This is a genomic window from Hungatella sp. L36 (genome assembly GCF_014288035.1).
Genome location: NZ_JACOPC010000011.1, coordinates 162,325 through 178,235 on the forward strand (window position 1 = coordinate 162,325; position 15,911 = coordinate 178,235).

Here is a 15,911-nt window from a genome sequence, read left to right on the forward strand (position 1 = left end):
TTTTCTGTGTTACATTCGACTTTAAAAGTTTTTATTTCTGCTTAGCTTTCACCTTTTAACGAAAGTCTATCCTTGCCTCATAAAAGCATAAAAAAACGTCGCGCAACAAATTTCAGGTGTCTTATTGCTTACCTAAAACTTATTGCGCGGCGCCTTCCATACTTTTTATTTCCATTGCTGCCGGTTATTTCTTTTTATCCATGCTCCGTAATTTCGCAGAGTGCGGCTACCTCTTATATCGATGCGCATTTTGACTTCATGTCAATGTGGGATACCGATTTCTCTCCGCCCGCCACTACCGCTAAACTTGTTTTTGGCGATTCATCCCTCCGCCTATTGAGATGGGAGAATTCCCGCTTGTTTCGTTAAATGCCCGATCACATTCCTCCTGCGCCTTCTCCAGCGCGTCATCCATCTCTTCGATTCCCGATGCGATGGACCGGATCGCCTTACCCAGAATATCCTCAAACAGGAACTCATTGAAATCAGGATTTCTGTCATGTTTATAAAGCCTCCAGCCGGGTTCGAAGGATTTTTCCATGTTCTCGAGCCACGGATAGCGTTCCAGGATATCCATATTCCTGCTGATCTGGCGGTTGCAGACGTATCCGCCAAGATACGTGATGGTCTCCGCGATATCCTTCCGGTACAGCCACTTTAAGAAGCTCATGCACGCGTCATACTTTTTGCTGAATCTGGAGATTCCCACCGAGCCTCCGCCCGACAATGGCTGCCCGCCCGGAACGGTGTCGCAGGCGATTCGCCCCAGCACCTTCGATTCCGGATTGTGTATCATCTCGGAGGCATAGTTGGAAAACACGATATGCATCGCCGTATTCCCCTCCGAGAACTGGCGGGTGGGTTCCCCCCACCACTGATAGATATCACTGCCCGCATACTTGCAGGTATCCAGATAATTGCGGATCGCCTGTTTCATCTCGGGGATCAGGATATTTACATTTCCCCGTGCATCGAAGATATCCTTCTTCAGTTCCCTAAAACGCGGCAGAAAATCGCACGCCGCCAGGAATGTTCTTCCATAAGCGGTAACGGCTCCATACCTCGTCCTGGAATCGGGATTCTCTTTTCTCGTAAAAAATCTGGCCACTTCATTGTATTCTTCAAACGTCTTAGGAATCTCCAGACGCCGTTTGTATTTTTCGAAAAATTCCCTCTTGATCAGCTCATCCTCAAATAAATCCTTCCTATAGAACAGCATCTGCACGCAGGCATCCAACGGAAACGCGTACTGGACACCATGAACCATGGAATAGTTTTCCGAGAGTGAGGGAAGAATCTGCTGCCGCAGCCACCTGACCGAAGAGCTGGAGCTGTCGAAGGGCTGATAAATCTTATCGCCCAGCTCCGTCATCCACGCCATATCGATGCGGACCAGATCATAGGGGCTGTTCTGCACGCAGGCCTGCGCCATCTTGTAATGCTCATCGTAGGAAACCTCGATCATATTGACCTTGATACCGGTCTCCCTGGTAAAGGAAGGAAGCAGCATGCCGATAGCCTTGCTGGTCAGATTCTGAATGGTCAAAAAACAGATGCTGTCTTTCTTCCCTGCGGCCGGAAGGGGATTATCGTAGAATCCGTCATTTTCCATGATGATCTGCTGTTTCTGCGCAGGCGCCGTCTCCGCCTCTTCCCCGCCGGCATTCACGATCTGCTCCGCTATGTTCCTTCCCATCAGCTTATAATTCAGCTCATATCTGCACACGGCCGGATCGATTCCGATGCTCTTGCTGGTCAGCGCATATATAACCGGCATTTTCTTATCCGGATTATACTGATGGGCCACCCTCAAATAATCGGCGTCCTCCTGGCTCATGGCAATCACCGCGTCAAAATCCTCTTTCGATCCCAGGATATCAAAGGCCTTGTTAAACCACATGCTGTCGTCGCTGGGAAATATTTTGCAGGAGCAATTATCGTCCTCCAGTACATCCACCACACCGTTAATAAAGCTTTTATTATTGGAATAGATGCTGTTCTCACAGAGCAAAGCCACATTCTGATGGCCATCCTCGATACACTTAACCGCGATATCCCGTCCCGCCTGTTCAAATCCAAAGGATACGTAGACAGACGCGTCCGGCATTCCCTTTACCTTTCTTTCGGCAAAGAAAAACCTGGTATCTGAAGTGTATAATCCCCTGTTCTTAAGAAGCGAGCTGACCACCACCACCGCCATGGGATTTAAGGAGAGAGCCTTCTTTACCGCTTTTTCCTCGTCGCACTCCAGGTTATTGGTGGATATGAGTTCTATGCTGATCTCGTACTCCCGCAGGTACTGTTCCAGCCCGTTATATAAATCGTTGTAGCATTTTAAGCTGATCTTAGGCACAATGACGCAGACTCTCCGTGCCGTACCGGCCCGCAGCTGCTGGGCCTGGACATTCATTTTATATCCCATCTCTTTGGCAATCCGCTCCACCAGCTGGATTTTTTCGGCGCTGACGTTTCCCCTCTTGTTCAACACATTGGAAACTGTGCCGTGGGATACCCCTGCTTTGGCGGCAATATCTTTGATCGTTGGCATAGGCTGCACCTCGTTTTTGGTTCGTTCAAATTTTATTATTTTCATTATAGCACGAGGGCAGAGAGTTTTCTATCTGTTTTTTGCGAGGACTTTGTGCAGGACACTGGAGCGGGACTTTCGTACGCGGTTTTAAAACGAGGCTGCGCACGGTTCCATGACTTCCGCCTCCAGTACGATCCTCACCTGCTCCACCCTCCTGTCTTTCATCTTCATGACAGTTATGGTCATATTTTCATAATAGAGCACATCCCCTTCTTCCGGTATCCGCTCCGCCAGCTCCATCACCCATCCGCTTACGGTAAACGATTCAAACTCTTCCTCACCGCCCAGCTCCTCAAACAGCTTTTCCACGCTGGTATTGCCTAAAACCAGGTATTCCTGATCAGATATCTTCTCAATTTCCTGAACCACCACATCGTGTTCATCCCAGATTTCCCCCACCAGCTCCTCCAGAATATCTTCCAGAGTTACAATGCCCATGGTTCCTCCAAACTCATCGATTACCACCGCAATATGCATCTTATTTTTCTGAAGTTCCTTCAGGAGGACGTTGATTTTCTTACTCTTCGCCACATACAGCGCCGGTCGGACAATGGCCTCAACGCTACATACACCGCGATACACCTGATTATAAAAGTCCTTCTGGTAAATGATCCCGATAATGTCGTCGATCTTATCCTTATAGACGGGGAGACGGGAGTATCCGGTCTCGCCAAACACCGCTGCTATCTCCTCTTTATCCGCATCGACGGGAATTCCTGTCACATCGACACGCGGGGTTGCGATATCCATGGCTTCCAGCTCTGTAAATTCAATGGCGCTCTTGATCAGGCTTCCTTCCTGTTCATCAATCCCGCCATCCTGTTTCGCCTCCTCCACGATGGCAAGCAGCTCCTCCTCCGTAATGCCGGAATCTCCCGAAGTCCGGATCAGGACTGACAGCAGCTTTTTCCACTGTTTGAATAAGTAATTAGCGGGTGTCAGCAGCACCATAAACGCATTTAAAAACGGGGCGGAGAACATGGCAAACTGCTCCGGGGACTCCTTGGCAATACTCTTCGGGGAAACCTCACCGAAGATCAGCACCACGATCGTCGTCACCACGGTTGATATACTGGCGCCTGCCTCATCGCCCAGGAGCTTCACAAATATGACCGTAGCCAGCGACGCACTTGCAATGTTGACGATGTTATTCCCGATCAGGATCGTGGACAGCAGCCCGTCATAGTTTTCGGACAGCTTTAACACCAGCCCTGCCCTCTTATTTCCCTTTTCCGCCATATTCTTGATCCGAATCCGGTTCAGCGAGGAAAATGCCGTCTCCGTCGCCGAGAAATACGCGGACATAATGATACATCCAATAATAATAATCAATGAGATACTCTGTTCTTCCATAAATTTTTCCTTCCTCTTTCTTCTTTTTTGACACATAGAGTCCGCCTTGACGGACTCACACACCAGGGCGCGGCTGCTTTTGCAGCCAAAGAATGCTTTTCTACTACGCAAAAAAGCATAGCCCGCCTTTCCCGAGGGAAACGCAGGTTATGCTCCTATGTCAACATTTCATTTTAATTATCATTTTCTTTTTTATCAACCGGTATGTAACTGTCGTATTTGAGTTTGCCCGGTGTGTGTCAGATTCAGCGTCACTGTCGGCGTCGTCCATGAAATCAGTAAATTCCTTTCTGCATAAAGCGGTAATATGAAAGAAATTATAAAGAACCCCAGCGTCATTGTCAAGAAGCGTCCGCATTCCTTAACGCTTTCTTATCACCTTCGTTTCTGCATCTTTTTCGATGGACAGGACTGCACGTCCGGCTGGTTCACTGCACACGGAAATAACCGGTCAAGCGCCTCGATCGCCTCCTTAGCGTCACTGCCGTCTGCCACCACATAAAAACGCTCTCCCTTTTTCAGCTCTCCCGCCTTCAGTATGCTCTTTCCATTAAAATGTTTCTCTTCATTTTCAACCGTAATGCTGCTTGTAAAACGGCTGGATATCAAAATCAGTTCCATCATCTGTTCCCTGGCCATTTTCTCTTCTGGCGCCAGATTGTACTCTCTGCTCTTCATTAATCTGTATCCGGTCCTTTCCCTATGATCATTTTATATAATGTCCTACTCTGTCTGATTCTTTTACGTCTGATCATTTTCTCCAAATCTGTTTCGTTCAATACTGCCTTTCTTCTTCCATTTTATCTTTAAAATTATATTTTTGTAAGCGAATTTGATCTGCCTTTTTAAACTTTGTCTATTTTACCTTATATCCAGGCTTTCTGCATTTGTATTTTTTTCCATCGGTTACCGTTCACAGTCCTAATATAGTAAAATACCGCATTATCAATTGCATTTCCGCCCACAATATAGTATACTGGAAGAAGCAAGAACGTACGTTCTATTTTAACAAAACAGAGAGGAGCCGTCAATGGAAAATAAAATCATACCACCCCAGGCCACGCCGACAGACAATTCCGGATTATCCATTGACTACCTGGTTATTTCTTCCCCCTCCGACACGCTTCCCTACCAGAATGCAATAAAAGAAGCGCCGCTCCTCGCCATAGACACAGAGACAACCGGGCTCGACCCGCACCGCGACCGGCTCCGTCTGATCCAGATAAGTGCTCCTGGTATTCCTGTGCTTGTCTTTGACTGTGCGGTATTTCTCCCTGATGGAATTTCCTGCTTAAGAGAGCTTCTGGACACCCCTTCGGAAAAGCTGTTCCACAACGCTAAGTTTGACTTACAGTTTCTCATGGGGATTGGAATCGAATGCTTTCCAGTCTTCGATACCATGCTGGCCGCTCAATTGCTCCGGCCATGCGGCGGTCCTTTGCGGGCGGGCCTGGCGGCGGTGGCGGACCACTATCTCGGCATCAGGATGGATAAGACAGAGCAGACAGGGCCCTGGGACAGCACCTCTCTGACCGGATCCCAGCTGGCCTATGCCGCGTTGGATGCAGGGATTCTGCTGAAGCTGTACGGTGTGATGAAGCCGCTCCTGGCTCATCACGGTCTCGACCGGATTGCCTCCATTGAGTTTGCCTGCGCTTCCGCCATCGCCCATACAGAATATGACGGAATCAATCTCGATCTGGAACAGTGGGATTCGCTGCGCAGGAAGACCGAGAAACAGTATAACGATGCTCTGGAGACCCTCTACACCTACAGCGGCACTCCCACGTACCAGCTGACCCTGTGGGGCGGTGAGGAAGCCCTGGACGTAAACTTTGAGAGCAATCCCTATGTGCTCAAACTACTGAACCGGTACGGAATCCCGGTCAACTCCACATCGCGAAGAAGCCTGGCTCCCTACCATAACCAGCCTTTGGTACAGGCGCTGACCGAATACAGAAGGCACTCCAAATCCCTCTCTTCCTTCCTCCATCCCATTCCGGCCCAGATTCATCCCGTGACTGGCCGGCTCCATCCGAAATACATGCAGATCGGCGCCTGGAGCGGAAGAATGAGCTGTTACAATCCCAATATTCAGCAGATTCCGCGGGAAGCCGATTTTCGCGGCTGCTTTACAGCACCCCATGGAAGAAAACTGGTTCTTGCCGATTACTCCCAGATCGAGCTGCGCGTAGCGGCACAGATTTCCGGTGACTCCAGAATGAAAAGTGCCTGTCAGAAAGGCGAGGATCTCCATGCCCTCACCGCCTCCCTGATTTCCAATGTTCCGATCAGTCAGGTAACAAAAGCGCAGCGTCAGGCCGCAAAGGCTGTGAATTTCGGTCTGATATTCGGTATGGGCGCGGAAGGACTCAGACTGTACTCGAGTCAGTCCTATGGCGTAGACATGACTTTAGAAGAAGCAGAACAGTTTCGCAGTGCCTTCTTTCAGAATTACCATGGGATCAACTGGTGGCACCATGACTTAAGAGAGAGCCATCCCCTGGAAGGCCGAACGCTCACAGGACGCAAGTTCCTGTTTTCCCCGGACACAGGTCTGGCCGATCTGGCCAACACTCCGGTTCAGGGCACGGCCGCCGATATTCTGAAGCATGCCCTCGGCCTTCTGGCCTCCCGGATCCGGGAAAGTGACAAGAAAATCGTAGGCATCGTCCACGACGAAATCCTGATGGAAGTCCCGGAGGAGGAAGTGGACGATGCGGTTGTTCTGTTAAAAAATACGATGGAAGAAGCCGCGCGTGCGATACTCTCTGATGTTCCCTGCGAAGCAGATGCAAAGGCCGCTGATTCCTGGGCAGGCAAGTCAAAAACCCCGTAGCTTCATAAGACGCCGCGCCCTGGCACACACCTGTTTTCTGTCATTTTCCAGGTTACATTCTGCGAAGGCTGCCATTTCCTCTCTATATGCAGAACCTGGGAATTGTTCCAGAAAGCATTCCAGAATATGTCCCTTTGCAACATTCCGGCATTCCGGAGACGGCACACCGTGATGGAGAAACGTATGACCGTCTATATTCAAAAGAAGGGGAATGATCGTCGTTTCCTCTTCCGGACAGACCTTCAGAAGCTTCCCGACACACGAGACCGCATTGCCGAATTCCGCAACCTGCTGCGACCGGAACGAGAGGAGATACTTCTCTCTCATTTTCCCCCAGATGTCCCTGCCTCCGGCTTCCAAAAGCCCCGGAAGCGTAAGAAGCATTCCCCACTTTATAAAATTATTCTCGCTGTCCAATAGCCCGATTAAGCGGTCCCCATATGGAAGAAGCATGGCCGGGCGCTCTTCGCTGATTTTCCGCACCGCCTTCTCCGCCTGATACTTAACGGCCGTTTTCTCCGTTTCCATAATCTCAATAAGAAGCGGAATCACCGAGTCGTCACGGTATCCCAGCTCCGCATACACCTTCGAATCTTCTTTTTTTCTCAGTTCCGTCATAAGCTGTTCCCGTTCCATCAATCATGCCCCCCTTACTTATACCTGCCACTTGTTTTCTAATTTCAGTTTAGGGACAGAGGTGTCATTTGTCAATACCATTCTGGTTCCGGAAGCCGGCAGAATTGCTTGCGCATGAACGAAGATCTATGTAACCGCGTCCCCCCGGGCACGCTGGTACTGCCCGAACCGGACCCCCAAAAAAATAACAGGCGTGGAATTTCCAGTTCTGAAATCCCACGCCTCACTCTTTCATCATATTCCATTTTATTACAGACGGCTCAGCCTCTCACATCGATATCCACAAGCTCCAGGCCATCATCCACTTCATGCAGATAGAGGTCGTCTATATGCCTGCGCAGAACCCGTTTTCCTCCCACATCGCCTTCCAGCGCCAGAAGCTCATTCCTGTATGCTTCTGAAAAAATCGCGGGGTTTCCGAACTCACCCATATTGCACAGACAGCCGATTCCTCTTTTGCTGTTTCTCCAGCCTTCGATCAGGCCCTCTATGGTGGCCGCCTTCAGATACGGCTGGTCACAGACCGCGAAGCAGTACGAGGCTTCTTCACCGTCCGGTGATGCCGCGGCTTCCAGGGCCAGGTGGATCGAATGAGAGATTCCCAGACTGCTCTGTACGTTCTCTACCACCACATACCCTCTTTTTTCCAGGTCTTCCATGATCTCCGGATACTGTGTTACTACGATTTTATCATCGAAAAGGCCATCCGGCAGTTTTTCCACCTCCTCCACGATATACTGATACATTGGCTTCCCGTGAAACGGGGTAAGCAGCTTGTTTCCATCAAACCGCCTGCTGTTTCCTGCTGCCAGCAGTATAAGAGTCAGTTTCATCTGCCAAATCCTCCATTCTACCTGTCCTTTAAAAAGAAAATGCTCTCCTCCGGAACTACCAGGCGCTCCGGCACCTGCTCCTTCATATCATCCTTCCAGCGCTCTTTCGGTATCTTCCACCAGAGATCATTTTCCAGAATAAGTGTAACCTCAAAGGGGTCATCCAGAATCTGCTTCAGGCGGCACTCCATCACATTTTCCTTTTCCGACTCATGGGCGGCGGTAAAGTAATGGGCGCGTATTCCGATAAACGGCGTATCCTTTGGGACTTCCCTGTCTCTTATTATAACCTGAATATCCCAATTTGGCACGTAAAATGTGTGGGCATCCACATATTTAATATCCAGAATGTTCTTACATCCGGTCAGCTTGGCCGCCGACACGGTCTCAGGCTCTTTAAAGACATCCTTTACGGCCCCCGACACCACAATTTCACCCTCGTTGATCACGTGGATTGTACTGCAGAAACGATAGATCTCATCTCTGCTGTGCGTGACAAGGAGCACGTCACCGTCATAGTTTCTCAGTTCCTCCAGCTGTTCCAGCTGAAGCTTCTCTTTCAGATAGTAATCCAGAGCGGAAAATGGTTCGTCCAGCATCAGCACCTCCGGCTTTGATGCCATAATCCTGGCCAGGGCGGCTCTCTGCTGCTGGCCGCCCGATAGTCTGGAAGGATACCGGTCCGCCAGTTCGCCGATATGATACATATCCAGATACCGCATGGCGGCTTCATGCCGCTCTGACTTGGGGCAGGACAGGGCCATCTCCACATTTTCCCGTATGGTCATGTGGGGGAACAATGCATAGTTCTGAAACAGATAACCGACTCCCCTGTCCTGAATTTTTACGTTGATCCCTTTTGCCGAATCAAACAGCACACGGCCATTTAACTCGATTCTTCCCTCGTCCGGTGTGAAGATTCCCGCGATGCACTTTAAGGTCATGCTCTTGCCGCATCCCGAGGCGCCTAAGATCCCTGTGATTCCGGAATCTCTCTCCGTGTCGAAGGCGACATTTAAAGTCATATCCCTCAATTTTTTCTTGATCTCTACCTTCAGGCTCATGGCTCACTCCTACGAAAATTTCTTTTTGCCTGTGGCGGCCACATTCATGCCTGCCACGATGAGAAGGGATATGGCAACGATAATGATCACGTATTTCCCCGCTCCCTCCATGTCTCCCGCCGCCACTTCTGAATAGATGGCAAGGGGCAGCGTCCGCGTCTTTCCCGCGATATTTCCGGCGATCATGGCCGTCGCTCCAAATTCTCCCAGTCCTCTGGCAAAGGCCAGAACACCGCCCGAGAGAACTCCCGGCATGGCCATAGGCATAAGAATCTTCCAGAAAACCTTCCGCTCCGGTATCCCCAGGGTTCTCGCCGCGTTTAAGACATTCTCATCGACCAGTTCGAACGCGCCCCTTGCAGAACGGTACATAAGCGGAAATGATATCACCACCGCCGCAAGCACCGTTGCCTGCCAGGTAAACACGATTTTATAGCTGAATACAGCAAGAAGCAGCTTTCCGATCGGGCGCTTCACTCCAAATATGTAAAGCAGAAAGAACCCGGCCACCGTCGGAGGCAGAACGAGAGGAAGTGTGAGTACTCCGTCCAGTATAGCCTTTGCCCGTTCTGATTTCAGGGCAATCACCGCTCTGGCCGCCCATATCCCCAGAAAAAATGTGAAAATAATCGATATGACTGATGTTTTTAGTGAAATGAGAACCGGTGACAAATCCACTTACTTCTCCTCCTTATCTCTGGCACATTACCCGGCGTTTTATTCTGCCGCTGCGAATCCGTTCTTTACAAAGATATCCATAGCTTCGCTGCTGGCCAGGAAATCGATAAATTTCTGTGCGCCATCCGGATTTTCACAGTCTTTGATGATGCCTGCCGGATAAATCGCCTTCTTAACGCTTCCTTCCGGTGCTTCTGCCACGATCGTTACTTTATCGGTCTGCGCTGCGTCTGTTGCATATACGATTCCGGCCTTTGCACTTCCCTCTGCAACCCAGTTTAAAACCTCGGTTACGTTCGTTCCCAGACTGGCCTTTGCAAGCACCTCATCCCAGAGTCCCAGGTTGGTCAGCGCTTCCTTCGAATACTGGCCTACCGGCACGCTGTCCGGATCTCCGAGCGCTACGTTTTCGGCCTTTGCGATATCCTCGAAAGAGGAGTAGTTTCCTTCGTCACCGGTCGGTACGATGAAAACAATCTTGTTTTCCAGAAGATTCCTGACGCTTCCGTCCTGAATCATGCCTTCGTCGTTTAAAGCATCCATCTGTTTCGTCGCCGCCGAAAAGAATACGTCGATACCGGCCCCCTCTTCGATCTGGGTCTGGAGTTTTCCTGAACTGTCATACGTTCCCTCGATTGTAAAACCAGGGTTCTGCTTTTCAAATAATGGAATCAGTTCATCTCTCAAACAGGTTTCCAGGCTTGCTGCCGCTGCGATGGTCACGGTCTGTGCCTCCGCTTTTTCCGCTGCCTCCGTGGTCTCTTCCGCTTTCGCTGTGGTCTCTGTCTCTGCTTTTGTGGCTGCCTCTGCAGCTGCCTGTGTTGTCGTCTCCGGTTCAGCCTTTCCTGTTCCTCCGCACGCGGTAAGCGCCGCCATCGCCACTGTTAATGCACCTGCTAATAAGATTGCTTTTTTCATTACTTTACTCTCCTTTTCTTCTTTATATAAAAGATACCTTCCAGCACTCCGCCTCCTATGGCGGTTGCCTTATCGGAAATGGTCCAGCAGTGTTCGATGACACCCCTTGGATCAATATCTCCCGATTTCATTCCCTTTGTCACTGCCACACCGTCCTGAAGCAGCCCTCGTACAACGCCTCCCACCTCTGCATATATGGGAGTTCCTCCGCTGTGTCCTACCACGCCGCCCTTTTTAACCAGCGTTCCGATCTCCACAGCTCCCGTAAATATACCGTCAGAAGCAGCGCGAATGATGCGCTCCTTATCGTATCCTCCGATCATTCCGGGGACACCCGTATTCGGAAATGCACTGCCTTCCCAGATACAGCGTCCCAGATTGTGGCCGCGTTTCGTCTCCACCACCACGTGACAGTCCTCACCAGCCGTAAATCCGGGGCCGACACCGATAACAATATCCGCATCCGACATTTTTGATCCCAGATTCACCTTGGCTAAGATAGCGTCCACCACGATATCCGGTCTCCAGGATTGTAACGTCTCACACGACGGATCGACGATTACCGCCACCTTGTCCTGATTCACAGTGTGATCTATTTCCTCCGTATTCCGGCAAAGCACCCCTTCAATATCTTCCACCAGGGCATTTCCTTCATAAACCGCCCGGGAAAATGCGACCGTTCTCCGCACGGTTGTGGGAACCGCAATTTCGGTCATCGCCACGGAAAATCCACAGCGATGCAGCCGGCAGGCGATTCCCGTTGCCAGATCTCCCGCCCCTTTTATCAATACTTTTTCCACAACACTCTCTTCCTTTCAATCAATCTCTTTCTACTTCCTGGCGCACTCTCCGCCGCGTCCCGACAGGATGTCCAAACCATGCGGCAGCGTATCCAGCACGTATTCCAGGCTCTCCCGGACCGCCTTCGGGCTTCCCGGAAGATTGATAATCAGCGTGCCTCCGCGGATGACGCTCACACCGCGGCTCAGCATGGCGCGTTTCGTCACGGTCATGCTGTAGGCACGAATCGCCTCCGCGATTCCCGGAGCATTCCGCTCTGCTACCGCCATCGTGGCCTCCGGCGTCACATCCCGCCTGGAAAATCCGGTTCCGCCCGTCGTCAGCACCAGATCACACTGCACCTGGTCACTCAGGCGGATGAGCTCTGTCTTCAGCGCCTCTCCCTCATCCGGAAGCAGACTCCGGCTAACCACCTCATAGCCCGCTGACTCCAGAATTTCCTTTATCACGGCTCCGCTCTTATCTTCTCTCTCGCCTGCCGCGCCTTTATCGCTGAGCGTTACGATTCCTGCTCTGTACATACGTTTATTTCATCCCCTTCCTTCATCACGCCTCCGTGCAGCACCCGGGTAAAAATTCCGTTGGCAGGCATAATGCATTCCCCCATCTTCTTGAAAATCTCGCAGTGGCTGTGGCACTCTTTGCCAATCTGCGTCACCTCCAGAAGGATATTGCCGCAGGACAGCCTCGTGCCCACGGGAAGGCGGACCAGATCGATCCCCTTCACAATCACATTTTCACCGAAGGCGCCGTCGCCGATCTCGGCTCCCCGCTCCTTAAATGCCTCGATGGTCTCATAGGACAGCAGACTCACCTGGCGGTGCCATTTTCCCGCATGTGCATCATTTTCAATGCCAAATTCCTCTATGAAATGTCCCTCTGAAATTCCCTTTTTCTGTGTCCCTTTTTTCTCGCTGATGCAGACAGCCATAACCTGACCCATGTTTTTATCCTCCGATTTGATTCATATTTAAACATTTTTCCGTTGTACCGTCGGAAAGCGGCAGTTCTCCCTCACGTCCCTCTAAGGAAAGGAAGTGATGGCTTTCCGGCTTCACTCTGATCCACTGTTCCATCAGGCCTCTTAATTCCTCATCGGATACGCCGCTGCGCAGCGGTGTCCGCAAATCGACTCCGGCCGGACTGTCGAGGCAGAGCTTTAAAAACCCATCCGATGTCAGTCTCACCCGGTTGCAGCTTCCGCAGAATTTATGGTGAACGGCGCTGATCAGTCCGATACAGCCCGCCCCCGATGCATAGGTGTAATAGACCGCCGGCCCATTTCCCCTCGGCTCCGTGCTTTCCCTTAAATCGCCGTATTCCTCAGAAAGGATTTTGAGCAGCTCCTCATTATCCATGGCGTGGTACTTTCTTCCCTGTCCGATGGGCATCATCTCAATAAAACGGACAGGAATCCCGCTTTTCACCGAATATTCGGCGAAGGCGAGCACATCCTCCCTGCTCAAATGCTCCATCACCGCACAGTTTATCTTCACCTTCAGCCCGCTCCTGACAGCGGATTCAATCCCTTTCATGACATCCGCGAACCGGTCCCGCCTGGTAATCCGGCTGAAGCGTTCCGGATCCAGCGTATCCAGGCTGACATTGACGCTGGAGAGCCCTGCCTCCGCAAGCTCCGGAGCCATGTCCCCCAGCAGAAGGCCGTTCGTGGTCAACGTCACGTCCTCCATTCCCTCGATCGCATTCAGTTCCCGGATCAGCTGGGAGACGCCCTTTCTCACCAGCGGCTCCCCACCAGTCACCTTCACGCGTCTGATCCCGAGTCTTGCCCCAGTCTCTGCGATCTTTAAAATCTCCTGGTAGGTGAGAATGTCTTCGTGGCGCATTAAGTCGATGCCTTCCTCCGGCATACAGTAGCGGCAGCGCAAATTGCACCGGTCCGTCACGGAAATGCGGATATAATCGATCTTTCTTCCATTGCCGTCTCTCATAGGCTCTCTCCGTCTTTCCGGTAGAGGCCGCTCTTGCCGCCATCCTTCAGCAGGAGAGTGATATCCGTCATGGTCATGCCCCGGTCCATGGCCTTGCACATGTCGTAGATTGTGAGCAGAGCCACATTTACACCGGTCAGGGCTTCCATCTCCACGCCGGTCTTTCCGCTGGTCTTTACGGTACAGACGGCTTCCACCGCCATCCTGTCATCATGGAGAATAAAATCCACCGTGCACTTCGTCAGCATCAGCACGTGGCAGAGCGGTATAAGATCAGAAGTTCTCTTCGCCCCCATGATTCCGGCCACGCGCGCCACGCCCAGCACGTCCCCTTTTTTGGCTGTTCCCTGTTTTATAGCCTCATAGACCTCACGGTTTACGTGAATAAAGCCATGCGCAGTTGCGATTCTGTCCGTCACGGCCTTCTCTCCAACGTCCACCATGCGGGCGTTGCCGTGTTCATCAAAATGTGTCAGTCCTTCCATCTTACCAGCCCTTTCCAAATCCACAGTTGGGATAATGACAGACCTCGCAGGACAGGCAGAGTCCGCCTCTTCCCAGTTTGTCCAGCTCTGTCTTCGTCACGGGATCATCCGCCATGAGGCGCGGCAGCACCAGGTCAAACACCGTGCGCCTGGCGTACATGACGCAGCCTGGAAGGCCTGCCACCGGTATCTGGCGGCCATCCTTTTCATAGTAGGCAAGCAGGAACATGGCGCCCGGAAGCACAGGCGCTCCGTACGATACGACACGCGCTCCAGTGCTGCGGATAGCGAGTGGCGTCTTATCGTCAGGATCCACGCTCATTCCGCCGCTCACCAATACCATGTCGGCTCCCTGTGCGATAAATTCCAGGATCGCCTTCCTCGTATGCTCCGGATTGTCATCCGTGATCGTCTGTCCCATCACTTCCCCGCCGAATTCCTTCACCTTTTCCTTCAGGACAGGGCCGAACGCGTCTTTGATCCGTCCGTGATAGACTTCGCTTCCCGTCGTCACGATTCCCACCTTCTTGTTCTGATACGGGAGTATGGTAAATATCTTCTTTCCGCCGCAGACCTCCACGGCTTCCTCCATCTTCTCTTTTTCGATGACAAGCGGTATAATCCGGGTTCCGCACAGCTTGTCTCCCGGCTCTACCGGAGTGTTGTTGTGCCTGGAAGCGATCATCATCTCCCCCAGTCCGTTGATTCTGTCCAGCAGTTCTGTATCTATCTTAAGAAGCCCGCGGACCGTGGAGGTCAGTTCAATCTTTCCTTCCTTCACTCCGCTTCGTTCCATATAATCGCCTCTGCACAGGCCGCAAAGAATCTCGGCCGCCTCATTTTCATGGTATTTCGACTCGTCCTTTTCCCAGACGTATAAATGCTCCTTACCCAGCGAGAGCAGCACCGGAATATCCTCCTCCGTCACCACATGGCCCTTCTTAAACTTCGCATCTTTGATCACCCCCGGGATGATCTGCGTAATGTCGTGGCACAGTACGTGGCCAACCGCATCTTCTGTCCTGATTTCCCTCATGACTCCTGCTCCTTTATCCTTGATTTTTTAATCTTGATTTATAACCCAATTTTTTACCTCACTTTATCATTACAGGCAGCCCATCCATTTGCGTCGATATTCTCAAGTGAGAATATCCCTGATAAAATTAAAATGGGTGATTGCCCGTCCCCATCCTCCTGTCTAGTACAGCATTCACTGGAACTTATGCAACGCTGTACTAGTGCCGCCGGACTTAAATGCGTACTGCATAGTGCGTGATATCTGCGTCAGGTGTGCGTCCGCGAAGCGACGGCGTAGTGGACCCTACGACTAGCTTCGTGGGCGTGCTCCTGGCGTAGATAGCGGGTGCTATGCAGTACGTATTTAGGTCCGGCGGTACTAGCTGTAATACTTTTCAAACAACTCTGCAACCGCATTTTCTGCTTCGTTCACAAACTGTAAATACTTATTTAAAAACGCTTCTCCCTCTTCGGTCAAAACCGTGGTTCCGCCATTTTCACCGCCGCGTTTTCCTTCCATAAGCGGAAAGCCTAAGTCCTCCTCCGCCTTATGTATGATCTTCCAGGCCTTGGAATACGCCATATGCATCTCCTGGCACGCGGCCGATAAGGAACCGCGTTCCCGCACAAGCTGCATCAGGCCCGCGACTCCCGGTCCAAAGTTCCGTTCCTCATAGTAAAGCCTGAGTTTCATATGGAAACGCAGTATTTTCTCCTGCTCCATCTTCGCCGCCTTTCTCTTCTG

The 15,911-nt window shown here is 51.3% G+C and carries 16 protein-coding genes; 1 reads left to right on the forward strand and 15 read right to left on the reverse strand.

Annotated elements, in window-relative coordinates:
• Positions 1 to 301: 301 nt before the first annotated feature.
• The 3 genes from H8S80_RS23090 to H8S80_RS23100 form a co-directional block, all read right to left on the reverse strand.
• Entirely contained in the window at positions 302 to 2,548 is a 2,247-nt protein-coding gene (locus tag H8S80_RS23090) for an extracellular solute-binding protein (RefSeq protein ID WP_117632285.1), read from the reverse strand.
• Positions 2,549 to 2,677: 129 nt separating this feature from the next.
• On the reverse strand, positions 2,678 to 3,943 hold the full coding sequence (locus H8S80_RS23095) for an HlyC/CorC family transporter (RefSeq protein ID WP_002602730.1): 1,266 nt from the start codon (positions 3,941 to 3,943) through the stop codon (positions 2,678 to 2,680).
• Between the two features lie 375 nt (positions 3,944 to 4,318).
• Entirely contained in the window at positions 4,319 to 4,621 is a 303-nt protein-coding gene (locus H8S80_RS23100; protein ID WP_002602729.1) for an HPr family phosphocarrier protein, read from the reverse strand.
• Between the two features lie 352 nt (positions 4,622 to 4,973).
• On the opposite strand from H8S80_RS23100, the gene H8S80_RS23105 reads away from it, so the two are divergent.
• Complete coding sequence (locus H8S80_RS23105; RefSeq protein ID WP_117632283.1) at positions 4,974 to 6,782, forward strand: bifunctional 3'-5' exonuclease/DNA polymerase; 1,809 nt, start codon at positions 4,974 to 4,976, stop codon at positions 6,780 to 6,782.
• Here H8S80_RS23105 and H8S80_RS23110 read toward each other — a convergent pair.
• The 12 genes from H8S80_RS23110 to H8S80_RS23165 form a co-directional block, all read right to left on the reverse strand.
• Positions 6,768 to 7,418, reverse strand: coding sequence for a hypothetical protein (locus H8S80_RS23110; protein ID WP_025529679.1), 651 nt, complete (start codon positions 7,416 to 7,418; stop codon positions 6,768 to 6,770). The genes H8S80_RS23105 and H8S80_RS23110 overlap by 15 nt on opposite strands.
• A 260-nt stretch (positions 7,419 to 7,678) precedes the next feature.
• Entirely contained in the window at positions 7,679 to 8,251 is a 573-nt protein-coding gene (locus H8S80_RS23115) for a nucleotidyltransferase family protein (protein WP_117632282.1), read from the reverse strand.
• 17 nt (positions 8,252 to 8,268) lie between these two features.
• Positions 8,269 to 9,315, reverse strand: a complete 1,047-nt coding sequence (locus tag H8S80_RS23120; protein ID WP_117632281.1) for a sulfate/molybdate ABC transporter ATP-binding protein — start codon at positions 9,313 to 9,315, stop codon at positions 8,269 to 8,271.
• 9 nt (positions 9,316 to 9,324) lie between these two features.
• Entirely contained in the window at positions 9,325 to 9,993 is a 669-nt protein-coding gene (gene modB / locus H8S80_RS23125) for a molybdate ABC transporter permease subunit (RefSeq protein ID WP_025529675.1), read from the reverse strand.
• A 39-nt stretch (positions 9,994 to 10,032) separates the two neighbouring features.
• The gene (gene modA, locus H8S80_RS23130) at positions 10,033 to 10,911 is read right to left on the reverse strand and encodes a molybdate ABC transporter substrate-binding protein (protein WP_025529674.1); all 879 of its coding nucleotides are present in this window, start codon (positions 10,909 to 10,911) and stop codon (positions 10,033 to 10,035) included.
• Positions 10,911 to 11,711: a selenium-dependent molybdenum cofactor biosynthesis protein YqeB gene (gene yqeB / locus H8S80_RS23135; RefSeq protein ID WP_117632280.1), complete on the reverse strand. Its 801-nt coding sequence runs from the start codon at positions 11,709 to 11,711 to the stop codon at positions 10,911 to 10,913. Before yqeB ends, modA begins: the two co-directional genes overlap by 1 nt.
• A gap of 30 nt (positions 11,712 to 11,741) precedes the next feature.
• Positions 11,742 to 12,233, reverse strand: a complete 492-nt coding sequence (locus H8S80_RS23140; protein ID WP_029466760.1) for a MogA/MoaB family molybdenum cofactor biosynthesis protein — start codon at positions 12,231 to 12,233, stop codon at positions 11,742 to 11,744.
• On the reverse strand, positions 12,212 to 12,655 hold the full coding sequence (locus H8S80_RS23145) for an MOSC domain-containing protein (RefSeq protein WP_117632279.1): 444 nt from the start codon (positions 12,653 to 12,655) through the stop codon (positions 12,212 to 12,214). Before H8S80_RS23145 ends, H8S80_RS23140 begins: the two co-directional genes overlap by 22 nt.
• A 4-nt stretch (positions 12,656 to 12,659) precedes the next feature.
• Complete coding sequence (gene moaA, locus H8S80_RS23150; protein WP_117632278.1) at positions 12,660 to 13,664, reverse strand: GTP 3',8-cyclase MoaA; 1,005 nt, start codon at positions 13,662 to 13,664, stop codon at positions 12,660 to 12,662.
• Positions 13,661 to 14,149 (reverse strand): cyclic pyranopterin monophosphate synthase MoaC, encoded by a 489-nt coding sequence (gene moaC / locus H8S80_RS23155; protein ID WP_002602718.1) that lies wholly within the window; start codon positions 14,147 to 14,149, stop codon positions 13,661 to 13,663. The genes moaA and moaC overlap by 4 nt, the downstream gene beginning before the upstream one ends.
• A 1-nt stretch (position 14,150) precedes the next feature.
• A complete protein-coding gene (locus H8S80_RS23160) occupies positions 14,151 to 15,185 on the reverse strand; it encodes a molybdopterin-binding protein (RefSeq protein ID WP_117632277.1) in 1,035 nt (344 codons plus the stop codon).
• 360 nt (positions 15,186 to 15,545) lie between these two features.
• On the reverse strand, positions 15,546 to 15,890 hold the full coding sequence (locus tag H8S80_RS23165) for a winged helix-turn-helix domain-containing protein (RefSeq protein WP_002602716.1): 345 nt from the start codon (positions 15,888 to 15,890) through the stop codon (positions 15,546 to 15,548).
• Positions 15,891 to 15,911: the final 21 nt, after the last annotated feature.

Bases quoted from the DNA above. Each gene is read 5' to 3' on its own strand.
- H8S80_RS23115 (WP_117632282.1), bottom strand. From the start codon at position 8,251: ATGAAACTGACTCTTATACTGCTGGCAGCAGGAAACAGCAGGCGGTTT.
- H8S80_RS23105 (WP_117632283.1), top strand. From the start codon at position 4,974: ATGGAAAATAAAATCATACCACCCCAGGCCACGCCGACAGACAATTCC.
- moaC (WP_002602718.1), bottom strand. From the start codon at position 14,149: ATGGAAGGACTGACACATTTTGATGAACACGGCAACGCCCGCATGGTG.
- H8S80_RS23100 (WP_002602729.1), bottom strand. From the start codon at position 4,621: ATGAAGAGCAGAGAGTACAATCTGGCGCCAGAAGAGAAAATGGCCAGG.
- moaA (WP_117632278.1), bottom strand. From the start codon at position 13,664: ATGAGAGACGGCAATGGAAGAAAGATCGATTATATCCGCATTTCCGTG.
- H8S80_RS23160 (WP_117632277.1), bottom strand. From the start codon at position 15,185: ATGAGGGAAATCAGGACAGAAGATGCGGTTGGCCACGTACTGTGCCAC.
- H8S80_RS23145 (WP_117632279.1), bottom strand. From the start codon at position 12,655: ATGGGTCAGGTTATGGCTGTCTGCATCAGCGAGAAAAAAGGGACACAG.
- H8S80_RS23140 (WP_029466760.1), bottom strand. From the start codon at position 12,233: ATGTACAGAGCAGGAATCGTAACGCTCAGCGATAAAGGCGCGGCAGGC.
- H8S80_RS23165 (WP_002602716.1), bottom strand. From the start codon at position 15,890: ATGGAGCAGGAGAAAATACTGCGTTTCCATATGAAACTCAGGCTTTAC.
- H8S80_RS23120 (WP_117632281.1), bottom strand. From the start codon at position 9,315: ATGAGCCTGAAGGTAGAGATCAAGAAAAAATTGAGGGATATGACTTTA.
- H8S80_RS23110 (WP_025529679.1), bottom strand. From the start codon at position 7,418: ATGGAACGGGAACAGCTTATGACGGAACTGAGAAAAAAAGAAGATTCG.
- H8S80_RS23095 (WP_002602730.1), bottom strand. From the start codon at position 3,943: ATGGAAGAACAGAGTATCTCATTGATTATTATTATTGGATGTATCATT.
- modA (WP_025529674.1), bottom strand. From the start codon at position 10,911: ATGAAAAAAGCAATCTTATTAGCAGGTGCATTAACAGTGGCGATGGCG.
- H8S80_RS23090 (WP_117632285.1), bottom strand. From the start codon at position 2,548: ATGCCAACGATCAAAGATATTGCCGCCAAAGCAGGGGTATCCCACGGC.